The organism is Xanthobacter sp. DMC47 (genome assembly GCF_056313845.1).
Map to the genome: position 1 here is coordinate 996,107 of NZ_JBQUZM010000004.1, position 19,713 is coordinate 1,015,819.

The window sequence follows — 19,713 nt, forward strand, 5'->3', positions numbered from 1 at the left end:
CTCCGACAATACGAAGGAAGACCCATGGATCTCGGACTGAAAGGCAAGACGGCCCTCGTGCTCGGCGCGGGCGGCGGGCTCGGCAGCGCCATCGCGGCGACGCTGGCGGCCGAAGGCGCGAAGGTGGCGCTGGGCGACATCGATCTCGCCGCCGCCGGTGCGGTGGCGGAGCGCATCGCGGCCGTGGGCGGCGAGGCGATGGCGCTGAAGTTCGACCTTTCCGACCTCGCCGGCATCGATGCGCGCATCGCCGAGATCGAGGCGAAGCTCGGCCCGGTGGACGTGCTGGTCAACAACACCGGCGGCCCGCCCCCCACCCCCGCCGCTGGGCAGGACCCGGCGCTTTGGGCCAAGAGCTTCAACGACATGGTGCTCTCGGTGATCGCCATCGCCGACCGGGTGCTGCCCGGCATGCGCGCGCGCAAATGGGGTCGCATCATCACCTCCACCTCGTCCGGCGTGGTGGCGCCCATTCCCAACCTCGCCATCTCCAACGCGCTGCGCCTGTCGCTGGTGGGCTGGTCCAAGACGCTCTCCCGCGAGGTGGCGCGCGACGGCATCACCGCCAACATCATCCTGCCCGGCCGCATCGCCACCGACCGCATCAAGTTCCTCGATGCCAAGAAGGCCGAGCGCGAGAACCGCTCCGTGGAGGAAGTGTCCGCGGAAAGCACGGCCTCCATCCCCGTCGGCCGCTACGGCGACCCGCAGGAATATGCCAACGTGGTGGCCTTCCTCGCCGGCACGCCCTCGTCCTATGTCAACGGCTCGGTCATCCGCGTGGATGGCGGCCTCATCGCCAGCATCTGATCGGTTTCATCATGCTTCTCGACGCCAGCGCCTCCGGCCTGTTCCCCATCGCCCCCACCCCGTTCACGCCGGACGGGAAGATCGACGAGGGCTCCCTCGACACCCTCATCGCGCGCTATCTCGCCGCCGGCGCCACCGGCGTGACGGTGCTCGGCATCATGGGCGAGGCGCCCAAGCTGGAGCCGGAGGAATCCCTCGCTGTCACCGCGCGCTTCATCGCCGGCTTCGGCCAGCTGCCGGTCATCGTCGGCGTCTCGGCGCCGGGCCTTGCCGCCATGCGCTGGCTGGCGCGGGCCGCCATGGACAAGGGCGCGGCGGGCGTCATGATCGCCCCGCCGCCGAGCCTGCGCACGGACGACCAGATCACCGGCTATTACCGGCAGGCCATCGAGGCCATCGGCGACGATATCCCCTTCGTCATCCAGGATTATCCGCTCACCCTCACCGTGCAGATGACGCCCAAGGTCATCCGCCAGATCGTTCAGGAGAACCCCTCCTGCGTGATGCTGAAGCACGAGGACTGGCCGGGGCTGGAGAAGATCTCGGCGCTGCGCGCCTTCCAGAAGGAAGGTTCCATGCGCCCGATCTCCATCCTCACCGGCAACGGCGCGCTGTTCCTCGATTTCGAGATGGAGCGCGGGGCGGACGGCGCCATGACCGGCTACGCCTTCCCCGAGATGCTGGGCGATGTGGTGAAGCTGCAGAAGGCCGGCGAGCGGGAGGCGGCGCATGACTTGTTCGACGCGCACCTGCCGCTGCTGCGCTACGAGCAGCAGCAGGGCGTCGGCCTCGCGGTGCGCAAATATGTGATGATGAAGCGCGGCTTCATCGCCTCCGACGCCCAGCGCAAGCCCGGCTCATCCCTCTCCGCCACCGCGCGGGCAGAAGTGGACTACCTGCTCTCCCGCCTCGCCCGGCACGATCCCCGCGCGCTGGTCTGAGCGCCGAGGTTTGAAGTTCGACTGGGGCGGCTCCAGCGACGGAGCCGCCCCGTTCTGTTTTAAGGCCGATCTAGCGCGCCACCCACGTGCCGCTGCCGGCGATCTCCTCGGAAATCCGCCGTCCCGCATCGATGACGGCGGCACGGACAGCCTGGGACGCGCCAGCGAGATCCTCGGCCGCGAGCACGAGGCTGACGCCCGCGATGACCTGCTTGTTGACGAGGACCGGCGCCGCAATGCCCGCGCGCCCCTCGGCGACCTCCGAGACCGTCTCCACCACGCCGTCGCGCCGGATGGCCCGCACCTCGGCCTTGAAGGCTTTCCAGTCGCCGTGCCCGAGACGGGCGCGGATGGTGTCCTCGTTGTCGAGATAGATGCGCTTCAGCGAGCGGTCGTCGAGATGAGCCAGCACCACCTTGGATGACGCGCCGGCGAAGAGCGGCATGGCGACGCCGCGCTCGTAGGTGGTGATGGGATGGGGCGCGGTGCCATGCTCCTGATGCACGCACATCACCGTGTCGCGGTAGCGCCGGCAGAGGATGGCCGTCGCGCGCTGGGTGGTCTGGTCGAGCAGGTCGCGCATGACCCGCGAGGCGATGGGGATCAGCGTGTCCCCCTGCCGCAGCAGGCGATCGTACTCGATGAAGGCGGGGCCGAGCACATAGCCGGCGCCGATGACGGGATCGAGAAAGCCGGCCCGGCAAAGCTCCTGCACGTCGCGATAGGCGGAACTCTGGGACACGCCCGTCTCCTGGGCGATCTCCTCCACCGTCAGCGGCCAGGGGCGCCCGCGAAACAAACCCATGACCTGAAGAATCCTGCTGGCCAAACCCGCCCTCCCCAAGAATGATATTTTATATCATTCAGTAGGAATTTCTCAAAATTCCTACCTGTTGCGAATTATGCTTGAAGGAGATGAAAAGTTCGAGCACTCTTTCGGCAGATGACGCGCGGCAAGACGCGTCCCCCTTCCGGAGAGAGATGATGAAGCGCGTCCTTCCCCGCCTCGTTGCCGCTGCCCTCGCCCTCAGCATTCCTCTCGCCGGGGCCCATGCTCAGGCGCCGAAGACCGAAGTGAAGCTCGCCGTCCTGGCCCCGAGCGCGCTGCTGTGGCTGCACGCCATCGCCATGGACAAGGGCTTCTACGACAAGCGGAACATCACCGTGCGCGAGCTGCGCGCATCGGACAGCCCGGCGCTGCTGCAGGCGGTGGCGTCCGGCAGCGCGGATGCGGGCATCGCCCTTGGCGACCTCGCGGTGCGCGCCATCGACAAGGGTGCCCCGGTCATCATCGCCGGTGCGGTGCTCGACAAGACGATCCTGCGCCTCTACGGCGCCAAGGGCACGGCTTCGGTGAAGGATCTCGCCGGCAAGCCGCTGACCGCCGGCGCGGTCAAGGGCGGCACGGCCAACCTGCTGAAGTATCAGCTGAAGCAGGCGGGCGTGGACCCGGCTGGGGTGCAGATGGTCTCCATCGCCAATTCCCGCGACCGCATCATCGCCATGGGCAATGGCCAAGTCGCCGGCGCCCTGCTGATCGCCCCCTTCGACACCCTGGCCGGGCGCGATGGCGCCGTGCTGCTCGACGTCTATCGCGAGCCTTACGTCCAGACGCCGCTAGTGCTGAACAAGGCCTGGGGCGAGGCGCCCGCCACGCGCCCCGCCGCCATCGCGGTGACACAGGCGCTGAAGGAGGCGGCCGCCTTCATCGACGACCCGGCCAACAGGGACGCGGCCATCGACGTGCTCGCCGCCTACACCAAGACGCCGCGCGACGTGGTGGAAGATTCCTACGCCTTTATCGTGAAGGAGCAGAAGGCCGTTCCCGCCGATCTCTCCGTCCCGGCCGCCGGCCTTGACAACCTCTACAAGATCGACGCTGCGGTGGGTGGCGATCCCCAGACCCAGGCCTTCGACCTCAAGCGCTACTACGACCCCAGCTACATCGCGGGCAAGTGAGGCGACAGGCGCGAGGAGCCGACACCATGGCCCATTTTCGCGACATGCGGACGCCGGTGACGCTGCTCACCGGCTTCCTCGGATCGGGCAAAACCACCCTGCTCAACGGGTGGCTGCGCGATCCCGCGCTGAGCGACGCGGCCGTCATCGTCAACGAGTTCGGCGAGATCGGCATCGACCATGCGCTGATCGCTGCCAGCTCGGACAACACAATCGAGCTGTCCACCGGCTGCCTGTGCTGCACGGTGAAGGGCGACCTCGTGGAGACGCTGCGCGACCTCACCGAGAAGCGCGCGCGCGGCGAGGTGAAGGCCTTCGCGCGGGTCGTCATCGAAACCACCGGCATGGCCGATCCTGGCCCGGTCATCCAGGCCCTCATTACCTTCCCGGTGGCGCGCACCTATCGCCTCGGGCGGGTGGTGACGGCGGTGGATGCGGTGCAGGGCATGGGCACGCTCGACCGCCACGCGGAGGCGCGCAAGCAGGTGGGCGTCGCCGACGAGGTGGTGCTCACCAAGGCCGACCTCGCGGGAACCGATCTGGCGCCGCTGGAAGACCGTATCACCGGCCTGTCCCCCGGCGCGCGGCTGCATCGCTCCTCACTCACGCATCTCGCCCAGCCGACCCTGCTCGACGGCATCGACCCTGCCGATCCCAACACCCGCCCCAGCGAAGTGCGCGCCTGGCTGCGCGCGGAAGCCTTCGAGGCGGCGGACCCGGTGACGCACCGGGAGGACATTGGCTCCTTCTGCCTCGCCTTCGACGAGCCCCTGCACTGGGAGCACGTCTCGGCGTGGCTTGACGCGCTGGTCATCGCCCATGGCGACGACCTGCTGCGGGTGAAGGGCATCCTCGCCATCACCGGCCGCCCCAAGCCGGTGGTGGTGCAGGCCGTGCAGCGGCTGTTCTCGCCGCCGGTGGAGCTTTCCGCCTGGCCGGAGGGGATGGCGGGCTCGCGCATCGTCTTCATCACCCGCGGCCTTTCGCAGGCCTACGTGACCGAGGTGCTGGACGTGATCCGCACCCGCCCCGTGGCGCTCGACCTCGCGTCCTGACGCGCCGCCGGACCTTCGCTTTCCAATCGGCCCGCGCGGGCCTCGTCCTCGGGAGAGTAGTGTGGACACCATCATCAAGAACGGCCTCGTCGTGACCGCCGACGGCCGCTTCGAGGCCTCCATCGGCATCAAGGACGGGGCCATCGCCGGCATCTTCGAGCCGGGGCTGGAGCCGGCCGCCGCCGAGATCATCGACGCGAAGGGCCTCGCCATCCTGCCCGGTGTCATCGACATGCACTCGCATCACCGCGAAGGCTCGCTGCCCGGTTTTGAATACAAGGACACGATCTACACCTCGACGCTCCAGTGCGCCGCGGGCGGCGTGACCACCTCGGTCGCCATGCCCAACGTGACCCCGCCGCCCAACACCCTGGACCTGCTGGAGAAGCAGTTCGCCATCTATGAGCGCGACGCGGTGGTGGACTGGAACTTCAACCCCGCCCCCACCATCCTTGAGGAAGTCCCGGGGATGGCGCAGACGGGCATCGCCGCCTTCAAGTTCTTCATGGTGGTGGATACCGGCCGCTCCTATCCGCACATGCCGGGCATCGGCGTGCACGACCATGGCAAGATCCTGGAGATCATGAAGGCCGCCGCCGCCCACGACGTGCCGCTCATGATCCATCCCCACGATCAGGCGCTGATGGACGTGATCGAGCAGGAATTCTGGGCCCGTGGGGAGCGCGACGCCCTCGCCTACGCCAAGGCCTATGCCGCCCATGACGGGGTGATCTGGGAGACCGCCATCGCCACCCTGTTGCGCCTGCAGAAGGCGGCGGGCTGCCATCTCCATATCCTGCACACCCAGACCGCCGGCTCGGTCCAGCTCATCCGCGAGGCCAAGGCGCGCGGGCAGAAGGTGACGTGCGAGCTGAACCCGTGGGCGCTGTTCCTCGGCTGCGAGTGGGCGGCGATCCAGCGCCTCGGCTCCTACGCGCTCTCCTATTGGGTGCCGGAGAAGAACGTGCCTGGCCTGTGGGAGGGCGTGCGCGACGGCACCATCGACATCATCGCCACCGACCACGCCCCGCACACCCGCGAGGAAAAGGAAATCGGCTGGACCGACGGCTGGAAGGCCCACACCGGCACGCCCTCGACCCAGTTCTACCTCTCCATGTTCCTCACCGCCGCCACCGAGGGCAAGCTGCCGCTGGAGCGCGTGGTGGAGGCCACCTCCACCCGCCCGGCGCGCCTGTTCCGTCTCGACCGCAAGGGCGAGATCAAGCCCGGCTTCGACGCAGACCTCGTGCTGGTGGACCTCGACACCGAATATGAGGTGCGTGACGAGGACGTGCTCTCCCTCGTCGGCTGGAGCCCCTATGCCGGCCGCCGCTTCAAGGGCAAGCCGGTGCGCACCATCCTGCGCGGCCGCACCATCTATGTGGACGGCAAGGTGGTGGGCGAGAAGGGCTACGGCAGGCAGGCCGTCTCCACCGCCCGCCACGCGCACAAGGCCGCGGCGGAATGACCGCAGCCGCCCCCTTCTGGCGCAGCGTCTACGATTTCCTCGAAGGGCGCTCGCGTGCCGCAGGCCTTCTGCGGATGCTCATCTCGCTCGCCTTCGTGCTGGCGGTCTGGCAGGTGCTGGCGACCTATGTGGTCACCAACAAGCTGCTGCTTGTGCCGCCGGCCGAGGTGTTCCGCGCCCTCGCCAAGGAGAGCGCCAACGGTGCGCTGTGGACCAACGCGCTCGCCACCGTGAGCGCGGTGGCGGCGTCCTTCCCGGTGGCGGTGCTGATCGGCGTCGCCATCGGCCTCGCGCTGGCGTCGAGCCGGCTGCTCGCGCTCACCGCCGGGCCGATGCTGACGGCGCTGAACTCGGTGCCGCTGGTGGCGCTGGCGCCGCTCTTCATCGCGTGGCTGGGGCTGGGCTTCGCGTCCAAGTTCGTGCTCGTCACCATCTTCACCATCTTCCCGGTGCTGGTGACGACGGAGACCGGCCTCAAGGCCACCGACAGGAATCTCATCGAGGCGGCGCGCTCCTTCAACGCCTCGCGCTGGCAGGTGTTCACCACGGTGACGCTGCCCTTCGCGGTGCCGTTCATCGTCTCCGGCATTCGCGTCGCCTGGGCGCGGGCGCTGGTGGCCATCATCATCGCCGAATTCTTCGGCTCGTTCGCCGGCTTCGGCTTCGCGATCCTCGCCGCCGGGCAGAGCTTCGACACCGCGACGCTGCTCGCCTACGTCATCATGCTCGGTCTGCTGGGCCTCATGGGCAGCATCTTCTTCGAGTGGCTGGAACGCCGGCTCGCGCCGTGGCGACAGGAGTGAACCGGATGGCACAGGCTCTCTCCATCGAAGGCATCAACAAGGTCTTCGAGCGCACCGGCAAGCCCTCCGTGGAGGCGCTGCGCGACATCAACCTCACCATCCGGGAAGGCGAGTTCGTCTCCATCGTGGGGGCGAGCGGATCGGGCAAGTCGACGCTGCTGCGCATCATCGATGGCCTGCTGCCGGCGTCCTCCGGCGTGGTGAAGGTCTCCGGCCACACGGTGACGCGTCCGGGCGCCGACAGGGCCATGGTGTTCCAGCAGGATGCGCTGCTGCCGTGGAAGCCGGTGATCGACAATGTCGCCTACGGCCTCACCATCGCCGGCACGCCCAAGCGCGACGCCCATGCCACTGCCCAGCGCTTCATCGACATGGCGGGACTGAAGGGCTTCGAGCAGCACTATCCGCACCAGCTCTCCGGCGGCATGCGCCAGCGCGTGAACGTCGCCCGCGCGCTGGCGGTGAACCCGAAGATCCTGCTGCTCGACGAGCCCTTCGCCGCGCTCGATGCCCAGACGCGGGAGATCATGCAGACGGAGCTGCTCAACATCTGGCAGAAGAGCGGCACCACCGTGCTGCTCATCACCCACCAGATCGACGAAGCCGTGTTCCTCTCCGACCGCGTGATCGTCTTCTCCGCCCGGCCCGGCTCGGTCCGCGAGGAAATCCCGATCCCGCTGCCGCGCCCGCGCGCGCTGGAGGTGAAGCGCCACGAGGCGTTCGGCGCGCTGGTGGACCGCATCTGGCACCTCATCGAGCATGAGGTGCGGAGCGCGGTCGCCGACAACCGCGCCTGAGGATGGCCGGCCCCGGCTGCCTACGCGGCCGGGGCGGCGCCTGCGCGGAAGGCCGCCGCCTGCCGCGCGGGGGCGTCGGTGCCAATGGCGCACAGTTCGAGGCCGCGGGCGAGGCTGCGCTCGATCTCGGCCTTGCGGATGCCCCGCGCGATGAACACGAGGAAGGACGGCCCGCCGTCGTCCACGCTCAGATGCGTCGGCGGGTGCATCACATGCTGCACGCCGTGGATGGCCAGCGGCCGGTCCGATGAGGTGGTCCGCAGCAGCCCCTTCACCCGCAGGATGCGGTCGCCATGGGCATGGAGCAGCGCCGACAGCCAGAGCGTGAAGGCCGGCCAGTCCAGCGCGCCCGCGATGGGCAGCGTGAAGGAGGAGACTTCGGAATCATGCTCCGGCGCGTCGGCCAGGAATGGCGACGGCGGGGCATGCAGGCTTTCGCGCCCGGCGAGCACATCGCCCAGCCGGAACGTCTCGTCCTGAATGTCGAGAATGCGCGCGTCGGGGGAGATGGCACGCACCGCGGCGGCGAGGCGAGCCGCCGGCTCGGCGGCGCGCATGTCGCCCTTGGTGATGACCACCGTATCGGCGATGGCCACCTGGCGGCGCGCCTCCGGACGCTTTTCCAGATTGCGCAGGCCCGCCACCGCATCCACCACCGCCACGACGGAGGCGAGGCGCACATGCGCCTTCAGCCAGGGGTCGCGGGCGAGGGTCGCGATGACCGGCGCAGGATCGGCCAGCCCCGACGTTTCGAGGATGGCGCGGCGAAAGCCGCCGCCGGCCCGGGAGCTGTCCTTGGCCATGCGCACCAGATCGTGCATCGCCTTGGCGACATCGGAGCGGCGCGCGCAGCACAGGCAACCGCCGTCGATCAACTCCACCGCCTCGCTGGCATGCACCAGCAGGCGATGATCGACGCCCGCCTCGCCGAACTCGTTGACCATGAGGCCGGAATCGCCGCCCTCCGGGGTCTCGATGAAGCGGCGGATGAGCGTGGTCTTGCCGGAGCCGAGGAAGCCGGTCACGACAATCAGGGGCAGGCGTTCATCCATGGGCTGGCGTCTCCCGCGCGGGCGCGATGAAATCCTCGGCAAGGGGATCGATGCCGCGGCCCGACAGGCTCTCCGCGATTGGCCAGACATCGCCCAGCGTCGGCGCGATCTTCGTGCGGCCGCGCGCATCGGTGAGCGCCAGCGCCTCCCCGTCCCAATCCTCGCAGACGAGACCGAGCGGGCCGACCAGCGCATTCAGCATGGCGATGCGCCGCCGGCGCTCCGCGCGATAATGCAGGATGTCCTCGAATGGAAAGCGATCGTCCCGCTGCCGGGCGAAATCGCTCCAATGCTCTCCCGCGCCGAAGATGGCGCACACCTCGCACATGCCGGCTTCTCCTTCTCGCGTTCAGGCGGGGCTGTCCGGCGCGCCGCCGAGCGGCAGCTCCATGTCGGACAGCATGCTCTGGGTGAGGCATTCGGAAACGCGCTTGCGGGCGAGCCCGGCGTGGGAGCTGCCGAGCGTGTCCGCCCGGTCCGCGTCGCGGGCGCGGATCGCCTCCACCATCTCGCGGTGCTCGCGGATGATGTTGCCGATGTGCGCGTCATACGCCTCCTCGGTCGCGAAACAGTCGTAGGTCATGGCGAGGCGGGAGATGCGCAGATTGGTGGTGAGCAGCTGGAGATAGAAACGCTCCACCACGCCATTGCGGCAGCAGGCGGCGATGGCGGCGTGGAAGCGCCAGTTGATCTCCAGCATGGCCTCGGAATCCCGCCGCGCCGTCGCCGCCTCGAAGGCCTCGCGCTGGGCATCGATGGCGACGATCTGCGCCTCCGTCCGCCGCAGCGCCGCCCACCGGGTGACGAGGCGCTGGGAGAGGTCGAACGCCTCCAGATGCTCGCGAATGTCGTTCCAGCCCATGGGCGCGACGCGCGTGCCGCGATTGGGCAGGATCTGCACCAGCCCCTCGCCGGCGAGGCGCACAAGCGCCTCGCGCAGCGGCGTGCGGGAGAGGCCGAGGCGGCTCACGAGCGCCGCCTCGTCGAGGTCAGAGCCGGGGGCCAGCGCCAGCGAGACGATCTCGGCGCGGATCACCTGATAGGCGAACTCGCTCGATCCCCCCTTGGAGATTCCCGCCTTTGCCACGGGAGGCAGGACGCGACTGCCGCGTCCTGCGGCAGGGGTGCGATTTCTTTGTGCGCTGCGTTCAGACATCGTAGTTGCATGACTCAATTTATTTTGCATAAGATATGTATAAATAAGCCTTCCGTCAAGCATAAAATATATCAATATCAACGGTTTGGAGGGGTAACGGTGCTTTGGCAAGCCACCGCCAACGGGCTGCTGCTCGGCGGCCTCTACGGCATCGCCACCATCGGTTTTTCGATGGTCTGGGGCGTCATGGGGGTCATCAACCTGGCCCACACCGGCTTCATCATGCTGGGGGCCTACATCACCTACGGCCTGTTCCGCTTCGCGGGGCTCGATCCGATCGCCTCCATCCCGGTGTCCATGATCGCCATGTTCGCGCTGGGCTACGCGCTGCAGGTGCTGGTGCTGAACCGCATCATCCGCACCAGCCTGCTGCTCTCGCTGGTGGTGACCTTCGGCATCGAGCTGGTGATGGTGGACGCGGTCTCCATCGCCTTCACATCGGACGTGCGCTCCGTGAACTCGTCCTATGCGGCCAGCTCCATCGAGATCTTCGGCATCCTCGTGCCGGTGGTGCGCCTCATCGCGGCGGGCTTTTCCATCGCCCTCGGCATCGCCTTCTTCGCCTTCCTGCGCTTCACCCGCGCCGGGCAGATGATCCTCGCCACCGCGCTCGACCGGGAGGTCTCGTCCCTGATGGGCATCAACCCGGAACGGATCTACGCGCTCACGGCGGGCGCCGGGGCGGCGCTGGCGGGGGCAACCGGCTCGCTCGCCTCCATGCTGTTTCCGGTGATGCCCGGCATGGGCGTCACTTTCCTGAGCGCGGTCTTCGTCATCACGGTGCTGGGCGGCATCGGCTCGGTGGAAGGCTGCATCGTCGCCGGCTTCATCTATGGGCTGGTGCAGGCCTGGGCCGGCTATTTCCTCGGCGCCAATTATCAGGAGATCGTCGGCTTCGGCCTGTTCCTGCTGGTGCTGGCGCTGCGTCCGCAGGGCCTGTTCGGCCGCGCCTTCTTCGGGGAGCACGCATGATCTCCCCGTCTTCCCCCTCGGGCGCGCGGCGCCGCGCGCTTCTCTTCTGGGCCTTCTTCGCCGCCGGCGCGGTCGTCCTCGCGCTCGCGCCCCTCGCCCTCAACAATTACTGGCTGCGCGTGCTGACCACGGTGTTCATGTACGCCACGGTCACGCAGGGACTGAACGTCATCGTCGGCCTCACCGGCTATCACGCCTTCGGCAATGCCGTGTTCTTCGGCTTCGGCGCCTATGCCTCGGGCGTGGCGATGACGCTCGGGGCACCCTTTCCCGTCGCGCTGGTCGCGGCGGTCGCCTTCTCGGCGCTGGTGGCGGGCATCATCGGCTGGCCGATCCTGCGGCTCAGGGGGCACTATTTCGCCATCGCCACGGTGGCGCTGAATCTCGCCGCCATCCAGCTGGTCATCCAGGTGGGCGGCGTCACCGGCGGAGCGGAAGGCCTGCCGTTGCCGCTGTCAGACCTGCCGCCGGGGCCGCTCTACCGCGCCATCTATCTGGTGATGCTGGCGGGCATGATCGTCTCGACGCTGCTGGTGGCCTTCATCCTCACCCGCCCCTTCGGCTACGCGCTGCGCGCCATCCGCGACGGCGAGCGCGCGGCGGGGGTGATGGGAATCGACACCACCGCCACCAAGGTCGCGGCATGGGCCATCTCCGCCGGCATCACCGGCTTTGCCGGCGGCGTGTGGGCCTATTGGATCACCTTCATCGAGCCGGCCAGCGCGTTCGATCCCGCCATCGGCGTGAAGGCCTACATGATGCTCATCCTCGGCGGCATGGGCACGGTGATCGGCCCGGTGCTGGGGGCATTCGTGCTGGAATTCCTCTCCACCCTCGTGTGGGGCGGCTTCCTGCAGGCGCACCAGATCGTGTTCGGCGTGCTTATCGTCGTCATCTGCCTCGTCGCCCCCAACGGGATGCTGGTGGCCGGGCGCTCCCTGATCCAGCGGTGGAGGTCGCGCCATGGCGCTGCTTGAGGCGAACGACCTCGAAATCCGCTTCGGCGGGGTGAAGGCGCTGGCCGGTGTCTCCTTCCGGGTGGAGGAGGGCGAAGTGTTCGGCGTCATCGGCCCCAACGGCGCCGGCAAGACGACGCTGCTGAACGCCATCTCGGCCGTCTACAAGCTCAACGGCGGCTCGATCCGCTTCGCCGGGGAGGACGTGACCGGCCTGCCGCCGCATCGCCTTTCCCGTCTCGGCATCGCCCGCACTTTCCAGATCGTGCAGCCGTTCAAGGCCATGAGCGTGCGGGAGAATGTCGCCATCGGCGCCATGTTCGGCCATGCGCGGCTGCGCACCCGCGAGGCCTGGCTCGCGGCGGCGGACGCCGCGCTGGAGCGCACCGGCCTTGCGCCCAAGGCGGAGTTCATGCCGCCGCAGCTCACCCTCGCCGACCGCAAGCGGCTGGAGGTGGCGCGCGCCCTCGCCATGGGGCCGCGCATCATCCTCTTCGACGAGGTGATGGCGGGCCTCAACCACACGGAGATCGAACGCATGATCGACCTCGTGAAGAGCCTCAAGCAGGCCGGCCTCACCGTGGTCGTCATCGAGCATGTGATGAAGGCGGTGCTGGCGCTCTGCGACCGCATCATGGTGCTGAATTTCGGCGCCAAGCTCGCGGAGGGCGTGCCGGACGACGTGGTGTCCGACCCCAAGGTGGTGGAGGCGTATCTCGGCCAGCGCTTCGCCAAGGCCCACGCGGCAGCGGGAGGGGCGCGATGAGCCTCCTTTCCGTGGAACGCCTCGCGGTGGCCTATGGCGACAGCCGCGTGCTGTGGGATGTCGGCTTCGACATGGCCGAGGGCGAGATCGTTGCCCTGGTGGGCGCCAACGGTGCCGGCAAGACGACGCTGCTGCGCGCCCTCACCGGCCTCGTGCCGGTGCGCGCAGGCCAGATGCGCTTCGCCGGTACGGACCTCAACCCGCTGAAGCCTTATGAGCGCGCCCGGCGCGGCATCGCCATGGTGCCGGAAGGCCGGCGCCTGTTCGCCGGCCTCACCGTGCGCCAGAACCTCAAGCTCGGCGCCACCGCGCGCCCAAGCCGCGAGGGCGAGGACGACGACCTCGCCTTCATCTTCAAGCTGTTTCCGGAACTGGTGCGGCTGGAAGGCCGGCTCGCCGGCCTCATGTCCGGCGGCGAGCAGCAGATGTGCGCCATCGGGCGCGCGCTGATGGCGCGGCCGAGCCTGCTGCTCATCGACGAGATGTCGCTGGGCCTCGCCCCAGTCATCGTCGATCGCATCGCGGACGCGGTGCGCCAGGTCAACCGCGAGCGCGGCATCACCGTGCTGCTGGTGGAGCAGGACGTGGGCCTCGCGCTGGAGATCGCCACCCGCGGCTACGTGCTGGACACCGGGCGCATCACCATCGACGGCCCGGCGGAAGACCTCCTGCGGCGCGAGGACATCCGCGCCGCCTATCTCGGCCTCAACTGACCTGTTCGGAGAGCGTGACGTGTCCCGACCCTATGACCTCGTGATCGAAAACGGCACGATCCACACCCCGACCTCCTCCTTCAAGGCGGACATTGCCGTCCTCGACGGCAAGATTTCCGCCATGGGGGGACCCTTCACGGAGGCGGCGAAGCGCGTGGATGCCAAGGGGCTCGCCGTTCTGCCGGGCCTGTGGCACGTCCACTGCCACTTCCGCGAGCCAGGCCACACCTACAAGGAAGATTTCCAGACCGGCTCCGCGGCGGCGGCGGTCGGCGGCGTGACCATGTGCATCGACATGACCAACAACACGCCCCACCCGACCACGCTCGAAGACTACGAGATGAAGAAGGCGCTGGTCGCGCCCAAGGCCCATGTGGACTACGCCCTCTATGGCGGCGGGCTCTATCCGCGCACGGTGGAGGCGCTGGCCAAGGCGGGCGCCATCGGCATCAAGATCTTCAACACCCGCCACATCAAGGAAGTCTACCCCTACATCTCGGAACTCGGCGTGCTCGACCACGGCATCCTGTTCGAGCTCTACGAGGCGACGCGGGACATGGGGCTCGTCGCCTCGGTGCATCACGACGATCCCGAGTGGTGCAAGCGGCTGACCTTCCGCGATTACATCGACAAGGGCCGCACCGATGCCATGGCCTATCACGAGAGCTTCTCGAAGGGCTACATGTACGGCCACGGCATGGTCGCGGGCCTCGCGGCCTCGCTCTATTACGCCCGCATCTGCGGGGTGAAGCTGCACGTGCTGCATCTCGGCGTCATGCCCAAGGGCGCCAACGAGATGATCCACCACGCCAAGTATGATCTCGGCCAGGACGTGTCGTGCGAGCTGGAGCTCGGCACCATGTTCATGAACCGCGCGCAGATGGAGAAGGTGGGGCCGCGCACCTACAATTGGGCTTACGACCCCGAGGCCGGCTGGGATGCCATCAAGGACGGCACCGCCGACATGATCGTGCTGGAGCACGCCCCCCATTCCAAGGACGACGTGGACCCGGGCTGGAAGGACCTGTTCTCGGTGCCGCTCGGCGTCACCGGCGCGCAGGAATACATCCCGCTTCTGATGAACGCGGTGAACGAGGGGCGCCTGACACTCAACGACGTGGCGCGCCTCGCCGCCGAGGCCCCGGCCCGGCGCTTCGGCATCTTCCCGAAGAAGGGCGTGATCCAGCCCGGCGCGGATGCCGACTTCACCATCGTCGACATGAGCCGCGAAGGCATCTTCCGCAACGAGGACATGCTCTCGCGCACCGGCTTCTCCAGCTGGGAGGGCATGGCCACGAAGGGCGCGGCCACCCACACCATCGTGCGCGGCACCATCGTCGCGCAGGACGGCAAGCTCGTCGGCGCGCCGGGCTTCGGGCGCTTCGTGCCCGGCACCGCCGCATCCGCCTGAGATAACTGAATAAAACCAACCTTCCGGGACCAGCAGGAGCGAGATGATGCACAGACGAACTCTGGTGAAGAGTGTGGCCGCCCTCGGCCTCGCCACCCTTCTGGGCGCGGGCACGGCCGCGGCACAGGAAAAGATCAAGATCGGCGCCGCCGTCAGCCTCACCGGCAACTTCGCCCGCGAGGGGCATTTGCTGAAGAACGGCTACGCCTATTGGGAAAAGCTGGTGAATGACGCCGGCGGCATCAAGGTCGGCGACAAGAAGATGCCCGTCGAGGTCATCTATTACGACGACGAGAGCAAGCCGCAGACCTCGGCCCGCCTCACCGAGAAGCTCATAACCGAGGACGGTGTGGGCTTCATCCTCGGCCCCTACTCCTCCGGCATCGCCACCGCCACGGCGGCGATCAGCGAGAAGTACAAGGTCATCACCATGACCCCCATGGCGACGGCCGACAGCCTCTACCAGCGCGGCTACAAATACATCTTCTGTCCCGCGCCTCTGGCCTCGACCACGCTCGACCCCATGCTGGCGCTGCTGAAGACGGTGAAGGACCCGCCCAAGACCATCGCCATCGCTGGCCCCGACGACCTCTTCCCCAACGTGTTCGCCGGCGCCGCGCAGAAGAAGGCCGAGGCCGAGGGCCTGAAGGTGGTCTATTCCACCAAGTATCCCAAGGGCTCGGCCGACCTCTCCTCCGTCGCCACGGCGCTGAAGGAGAGCAATCCTGACGTGCTGATCCTCACCGGATACGTCCAGGATTCCATCCTGCTCATCAAGACGCTGCAGACGCTGAAGGTGAACCCGAAGCTCATCGGCTTCGCCTTCGCGGTGGGCATCCCGGACTTCCTCAACGCCCTCGGCCCGGCGGCGGAAGACCTCTTCGGCGTGCAGATCTGGGATCCGGCCCTCACCTACAAGGGCCCGGTGGTCGCCGACAGCGCGGCCTATGTGGAGGGCTTCAAGAAGCAGTTCGGCGGCGAGGTGCCCACCTACATCACCGCCGCCGGCACGGCGGGCGCGCTGTCGCTCCAGCTCGCCATCGAGAAGGCCGGCAGCATCGATCCGGTGAAGGTGCGCGAGGCCATGCTCCAGCTCGATACCGACACCTTCTTCGGCCCGGTGAAGTACAACGACGCCGGCGTGGACGTGAAGGCCTCAGCCGTGGTCGCGCAGGTGCAGGGCGGCAAGGCGGTGCCGGTCTATCCCGCGGCCATCGCGGCGGCCCCCGTCGTTTATCCGCGCAAGCCCTTCCCGTGATCGTCGACGTCCACGCCCATGCCCTCTCGCGCGATTTCCTCGGCGAACTCGCGCGGGAGGGCGCCTTCGGCATGGAGACCTGCCCCGAAGGCTACCGCTTCGCCGGCTACGGCCCCCTCGATCCGCTGCTGTTCGACACGGCCGGACGGCTCGAAAGCCTGACGCGACGCGACATCGGCCTCCAGCTCGTCTCGCCCCCGCCGCGCGTGGTCTCCCACGCCGGATGGGCGGCGGACGGCGCGTTCGCGCGGCGGCTCAATGCGCAGACGCTCGCCGCCGCGCAGGCGGGCGGGAAGCGGCTCGGCGGCCTCGCCGTGCCGCCCATCGCCGAGCCGGAGCAGTGCGCGGACGCCATCCGCCGCGCGCTGGATGACGGCCATGTGGGCGTCGCGCTGCCGACCTCGGCGGCGGGGCGCCCGTTGGACGATCCAGCGTTTGAGGCCATGTGGGCGGAGTGCGCGCGGCAGGGCTGCATCGTGTTCATGCACCCCACCTCCGGCGTGGACCGGCCGGCGTTCGGCAGCTTCACCATGCTCCAGCTCGTGGGCTGGCCCTCCGAGACCGCGCTGTGCGTGGCCCGCCTCATCTTTTCCGGGGTACTGGAGCGCCATCCGGGATTGAAGCTCGTGCTGGCCCATGGCGGCGGAACGCTGCCCATGCTCGCGGGCCGGCTGGACCTTGCCTATGAGGCGCCGCTCTATGAGGCGAACCCGGCCTGCCGGGCGCACATCAGCCGGCCGCCGTCGCATTATCTCGGCCAGCTCTATTACGACACGGTGGTGGCGCACCCGACCGTGCTGGACTTCCTTCTGAATCTGGTCGGACCGGAACAGGTGGTCTTCGGCACCGACTTCCCGTTCGAGATCGGCGATGCGGAAGGCGCGAAAGCCCTCGCCGCGCTGGACCGGCAAAGCGCGGATGTCCGCGACCGCGTGCTCTCCAATGGCGCACGTCTCATGGGTCTCGCATAAGGTCGCCGGGCCTACGAGCCAGGCGCCGCCTTCGCGGGTCCCGCCCCCGCCTGGGTGGAGATCCAGAGACCGGCGAGGATGGCTGCGCCGCCGACCACCTGCAGCGGCGTGATCGTCTCGCCCAGGAGCGTCGCGGAGAGCGCGACCGTTGCGAGCGGCGAGAAATAGAGGAACGGGCCGGCGCGTGCCGCGCCCACCCGGGCGGCGCCGTAGATCCAGAACAGATTGCCGAGCAGCGTCGGGCCGGCCGCGATGTAGAGCACCGTCAAGGTCACGGGCTCCACCTTGAGCCCGCTGGTGAAGGGATCCTGCCCGCCGAGGCAGAGGAACACCGCGTAGACGGGGCAGAAGACCAGCACGAAGCCGGCGAGCGCGGTCAGCGCCGTGAGGCTCAGGGCCGAGATGCCGATGGGGTTCTGCCCGAGGCTGTAGGTGTAGAAGGCGAACAGCACCGCCGCCGCGATCGAGCAGAGATTTCCCGCGCCGAAATGAAAGCCCGCGAAACCCGCGGGCAGCCCCTTCATCAGCACGAGCGTGACCCCCGCCATCGCGATGAGGATGCCGGCGATCTGTGCGAGGCGGGGCCGCGCGCGCCCGACGAAGGTGGCGATCAAAAGCACCCAGATGGGTGTCGTGGCATTCAGCAGGCCGACCTCCAGCGCCGGGCTGAGATAGGCGCCGGCATAGAGGCCCACCGAGAAGAGGCCGACGCCCACCAGCCCCAGCAGCGCGATGCGCCCGGCGTTCCGGCGGATCGCGTGGCGCTCGCGCAGCAGACCGGGCAGCGCGATGGGCAGCAGCAGGACGAGCGCGATCGCCCAGCGCCAGAACACGAGCGAGGGCAGCGGCAGGGCGTCATGTATCGCCCGCGCCGCCGCGTGGTTGCTGCCCCACAGGAGGGCCGTGGCCAGAAGGGCGAGGATGGCGGAAAGGGGTGCCTTTCCCTGCGCCCCCACCTCAGTGACCGGAGCCGCCACCGCCGCGCTGCGACACGTGCCAGGGCAGCAGCAGGCGCTCGCATGCCTCGACCACGAAGAACAGCGCCGTGCCCAAGAGGCCGAGCAGCATGAGGCAGACGAACACGCGCGGCGTGTCGAACTGCCCCTGCGCGGTGAGGATGGCGAAGCCCAGGCCTTCGGAGCCGGCCACGAACTCGCCCACGATGGCGCCCACCAGCGCGAAGGAGATCGCCACCTTCAAGCCCGCGAAGATGCTCGGCAGGGCATTGGGAAAGCGGATCTTGCGCAGGATGTCGAAGGACGAGGCGCGGCTGGCGCGGGCCAGGTTCACCATGTCCGGATCGACCGACCTGAGGCCCAGCACCGCATCGATGACGACGGAGAAGAGCGCGAGCATGAGCGCGATGGCGATCTTGGGCTCGACGCCGGTGCCCATCCAGATCACGAACAGCGGCGCCAGCGCCACCTTCGGCACGCTGTTGAGCGCAACGAGGAGCGTATAGACCGTGCGCTCGATGAATTTGGAATGGACGATGCCCACCGCCAGCGCCAGCCCCAGCACCACGGCAAGGCCGAAGCCCGCGAGGGTGGTGTAGAGCGTGAAGGCCGACATCTGGAGGAAATAGCCCGGCGAGAGCAGGAACTCCTGCCAGATCACGCTCGGTGCCGGCAGGATGATGGGCGCCGGCTTGAAGACATAGACCGCCGCCTCCCACGCGATGAGCACGGCGACGAGCAGGCCCACCACCATGCCCGCCTCCACCAGCGAGGTGGGCAGGCGCTGGGGCATGGGCGGATCGAGGGTCTCGGTGGCGCTGCTGGAGGCGCCGTTCCCGGAGGTGCCGTTCCCGGAGGCGATCATGGGGCATCGTCCTTCAGCACGCCGAGGCTGGCGAAGAGGTGGCGGACATGGGCGACATAACGGCCGAACTCGGCGCTCTCGCGCATGGCGAGATGCCGGGGCCGGGGCAGGTCGATGTCGATGATCTCGACGATCCGGCCCGGGTTGCGGTCCATCATGACCACCCGGTCGGAGAGGAAGATGGCTTCCGTAATGCCATGGGTCACGAACACCACGGTCTTGCGCGTGTCCTGCCAGATGCGCGCAAGTTCGAGATTGAGATCGTCGCGCGTCATGGCGTCGAGCGCGCCGAACGGCTCGTCCATGAGCAGGAGCTTGGGGTCGCAGAGCAAGGCCCGGCAGATGGCCGCCCGCTGGCGCATGCCGCCGGAGAGTTCCCAGGGATGGCGGCTCTCGAATCCGCCGAGTCCGAAGCGCCCGAGCAGCGCCAGCGCGCGCTCCCGCACCGCCGGGCCCTTGAGCCCGGCGAACTCTGCGGTGATGAGCACGTTGTCGAGAATGGTGCGCCAGTCCAGCAGCACGTCGCGCTGGAAGACGATGCCCATGTTCTGGGGCGGCCCCTTGAGGGCTTGGCCGTCCACGGAGATCGTCCCGGCGCTCGCGTCTTCCAGCCCCGCGATGCACTTGAGCAGCGTGGACTTCCCGCAGCCGCTCGGCCCGAGGATGGAGACGAACTCCCCCTCCTTGACCTCAAGGCCGATGCCTTTCAGCGCAGTGACCGGTCCGCGGGGCGAGCCGTACGTCTTGCGGACGCCGGAGATCGAGAGATAGGCCATCGTCGTGGCATCCGTCCTCGAGGCGACG

Annotated in this window: 21 protein-coding genes; 14 read left to right on the top strand and 7 right to left on the bottom strand. The window is 68.4% G+C overall.

The features are described 5' to 3' along the window. The first annotated feature begins 24 nt into the window (after positions 1-24). Both ACT54R_RS16430 and ACT54R_RS16435 read left to right on the top strand, forming a co-directional pair. Complete coding sequence (locus ACT54R_RS16430) at positions 25-810, top strand: SDR family oxidoreductase (RefSeq protein ID WP_209488515.1); 786 nt, start codon at positions 25-27, stop codon at positions 808-810. 11 nt (positions 811-821) lie between these two features. Continuing rightward, the gene (locus tag ACT54R_RS16435) at positions 822-1,751 is read left to right on the top strand and encodes a dihydrodipicolinate synthase family protein (RefSeq protein ID WP_168458959.1); all 930 of its coding nucleotides are present in this window, start codon (positions 822-824) and stop codon (positions 1,749-1,751) included. Between the two features lie 70 nt (positions 1,752-1,821). Here ACT54R_RS16435 and ACT54R_RS16440 read toward each other — a convergent pair whose 3' ends face one another. Continuing rightward, positions 1,822-2,595 carry an IclR family transcriptional regulator gene (locus tag ACT54R_RS16440; protein ID WP_476328008.1) on the bottom strand — a complete coding sequence of 258 codons (774 nt, stop codon included), beginning with the start codon at positions 2,593-2,595 and terminating at the stop codon, positions 1,822-1,824. A 140-nt stretch (positions 2,596-2,735) separates the two neighbouring features. Here ACT54R_RS16440 and ACT54R_RS16445 point away from each other — a divergent pair, with 140 nt between their 5' ends. The 5 genes from ACT54R_RS16445 to ACT54R_RS16465 all read left to right on the top strand — a co-directional run bounded on the left by ACT54R_RS16445 (position 2,736) and on the right by ACT54R_RS16465 (position 7,833). Beyond that, positions 2,736-3,710 (top strand): ABC transporter substrate-binding protein, encoded by a 975-nt coding sequence (locus ACT54R_RS16445; protein WP_476328010.1) that lies wholly within the window; start codon positions 2,736-2,738, stop codon positions 3,708-3,710. Between the two features lie 26 nt (positions 3,711-3,736). After that, a complete protein-coding gene (locus ACT54R_RS16450) occupies positions 3,737-4,765 on the top strand; it encodes a CobW family GTP-binding protein (RefSeq protein ID WP_476328012.1) in 1,029 nt (342 codons plus the stop codon). A gap of 61 nt (positions 4,766-4,826) precedes the next feature. After that, positions 4,827-6,233 (top strand): dihydroorotase, encoded by a 1,407-nt coding sequence (locus ACT54R_RS16455; RefSeq protein ID WP_476328014.1) that lies wholly within the window; start codon positions 4,827-4,829, stop codon positions 6,231-6,233. Further along, the gene (locus ACT54R_RS16460) at positions 6,230-7,036 is read left to right on the top strand and encodes an ABC transporter permease (protein ID WP_168458965.1); all 807 of its coding nucleotides are present in this window, start codon (positions 6,230-6,232) and stop codon (positions 7,034-7,036) included. The genes ACT54R_RS16455 and ACT54R_RS16460 overlap by 4 nt, the downstream gene beginning before the upstream one ends. 5 nt (positions 7,037-7,041) lie before the next feature. Continuing rightward, on the top strand, positions 7,042-7,833 hold the full coding sequence (locus ACT54R_RS16465; RefSeq protein ID WP_250166791.1) for an ABC transporter ATP-binding protein: 792 nt from the start codon (positions 7,042-7,044) through the stop codon (positions 7,831-7,833). Between the two features lie 20 nt (positions 7,834-7,853). Here the strand turns inward: ACT54R_RS16465 and ACT54R_RS16470 are convergent, their stop codons facing one another. The 3 genes from ACT54R_RS16470 to ACT54R_RS16480 are packed head-to-tail and all read right to left on the bottom strand — an operon-like array spanning position 7,854 to position 9,972. Further along, positions 7,854-8,885, bottom strand: coding sequence for a CobW family GTP-binding protein (locus ACT54R_RS16470; protein WP_476328016.1), 1,032 nt, complete (start codon positions 8,883-8,885; stop codon positions 7,854-7,856). Further along, positions 8,878-9,213, bottom strand: a complete 336-nt coding sequence (locus ACT54R_RS16475) for a hypothetical protein (protein ID WP_476328018.1) — start codon at positions 9,211-9,213, stop codon at positions 8,878-8,880. The genes ACT54R_RS16470 and ACT54R_RS16475 overlap by 8 nt, the downstream gene beginning before the upstream one ends. A gap of 21 nt (positions 9,214-9,234) precedes the next feature. Next, entirely contained in the window at positions 9,235-9,972 is a 738-nt protein-coding gene (locus ACT54R_RS16480; protein ID WP_476328020.1) for a GntR family transcriptional regulator, read from the bottom strand. 168 nt (positions 9,973-10,140) lie between these two features. Between ACT54R_RS16480 and ACT54R_RS16485 the strand changes: the two genes are divergently transcribed. The 7 genes from ACT54R_RS16485 to ACT54R_RS16515 are packed head-to-tail and all read left to right on the top strand — an operon-like array spanning position 10,141 to position 17,088. Further along, positions 10,141-11,013: a branched-chain amino acid ABC transporter permease gene (locus ACT54R_RS16485; protein ID WP_476328022.1), complete on the top strand. Its 873-nt coding sequence runs from the start codon at positions 10,141-10,143 to the stop codon at positions 11,011-11,013. Beyond that, positions 11,010-11,990, top strand: coding sequence for a branched-chain amino acid ABC transporter permease (locus ACT54R_RS16490; RefSeq protein WP_476328024.1), 981 nt, complete (start codon positions 11,010-11,012; stop codon positions 11,988-11,990). The genes ACT54R_RS16485 and ACT54R_RS16490 overlap by 4 nt, the downstream gene beginning before the upstream one ends. Further along, positions 11,977-12,735, top strand: a complete 759-nt coding sequence (locus tag ACT54R_RS16495; protein ID WP_476328026.1) for an ABC transporter ATP-binding protein — start codon at positions 11,977-11,979, stop codon at positions 12,733-12,735. Before ACT54R_RS16490 ends, ACT54R_RS16495 begins: the two co-directional genes overlap by 14 nt. After that, the gene (locus tag ACT54R_RS16500; protein ID WP_476328028.1) at positions 12,732-13,448 is read left to right on the top strand and encodes an ABC transporter ATP-binding protein; all 717 of its coding nucleotides are present in this window, start codon (positions 12,732-12,734) and stop codon (positions 13,446-13,448) included. Before ACT54R_RS16495 ends, ACT54R_RS16500 begins: the two co-directional genes overlap by 4 nt. A gap of 19 nt (positions 13,449-13,467) precedes the next feature. Beyond that, the gene (locus tag ACT54R_RS16505) at positions 13,468-14,859 is read left to right on the top strand and encodes a dihydroorotase (RefSeq protein WP_476328030.1); all 1,392 of its coding nucleotides are present in this window, start codon (positions 13,468-13,470) and stop codon (positions 14,857-14,859) included. Positions 14,860-14,905: 46 nt separating this feature from the next. Continuing rightward, on the top strand, positions 14,906-16,117 hold the full coding sequence (locus ACT54R_RS16510) for an amino acid ABC transporter substrate-binding protein (protein ID WP_476328032.1): 1,212 nt from the start codon (positions 14,906-14,908) through the stop codon (positions 16,115-16,117). Beyond that, positions 16,114-17,088 (top strand): amidohydrolase family protein, encoded by a 975-nt coding sequence (locus tag ACT54R_RS16515; protein ID WP_476328034.1) that lies wholly within the window; start codon positions 16,114-16,116, stop codon positions 17,086-17,088. Before ACT54R_RS16510 ends, ACT54R_RS16515 begins: the two co-directional genes overlap by 4 nt. 11 nt (positions 17,089-17,099) lie before the next feature. Here ACT54R_RS16515 and ACT54R_RS16520 read toward each other — a convergent pair whose 3' ends face one another. Genes ACT54R_RS16520 through ACT54R_RS16530 form a run of 3 tightly spaced genes read right to left on the bottom strand, consistent with a single transcriptional unit; the run spans position 17,100 to position 19,685 of the window. Beyond that, positions 17,100-18,065, bottom strand: coding sequence for a DMT family transporter (locus tag ACT54R_RS16520; RefSeq protein ID WP_476328036.1), 966 nt, complete (start codon positions 18,063-18,065; stop codon positions 17,100-17,102). Continuing rightward, a complete protein-coding gene (locus ACT54R_RS16525; protein WP_476328038.1) occupies positions 18,046-18,909 on the bottom strand; it encodes an ABC transporter permease in 864 nt (287 codons plus the stop codon). Before ACT54R_RS16525 ends, ACT54R_RS16520 begins: the two co-directional genes overlap by 20 nt. Then, positions 18,906-19,685, bottom strand: a complete 780-nt coding sequence (locus tag ACT54R_RS16530) for an ABC transporter ATP-binding protein (protein ID WP_476328040.1) — start codon at positions 19,683-19,685, stop codon at positions 18,906-18,908. The genes ACT54R_RS16525 and ACT54R_RS16530 overlap by 4 nt, the downstream gene beginning before the upstream one ends. Between the last annotated feature and the right edge of the window lie 28 nt (positions 19,686-19,713).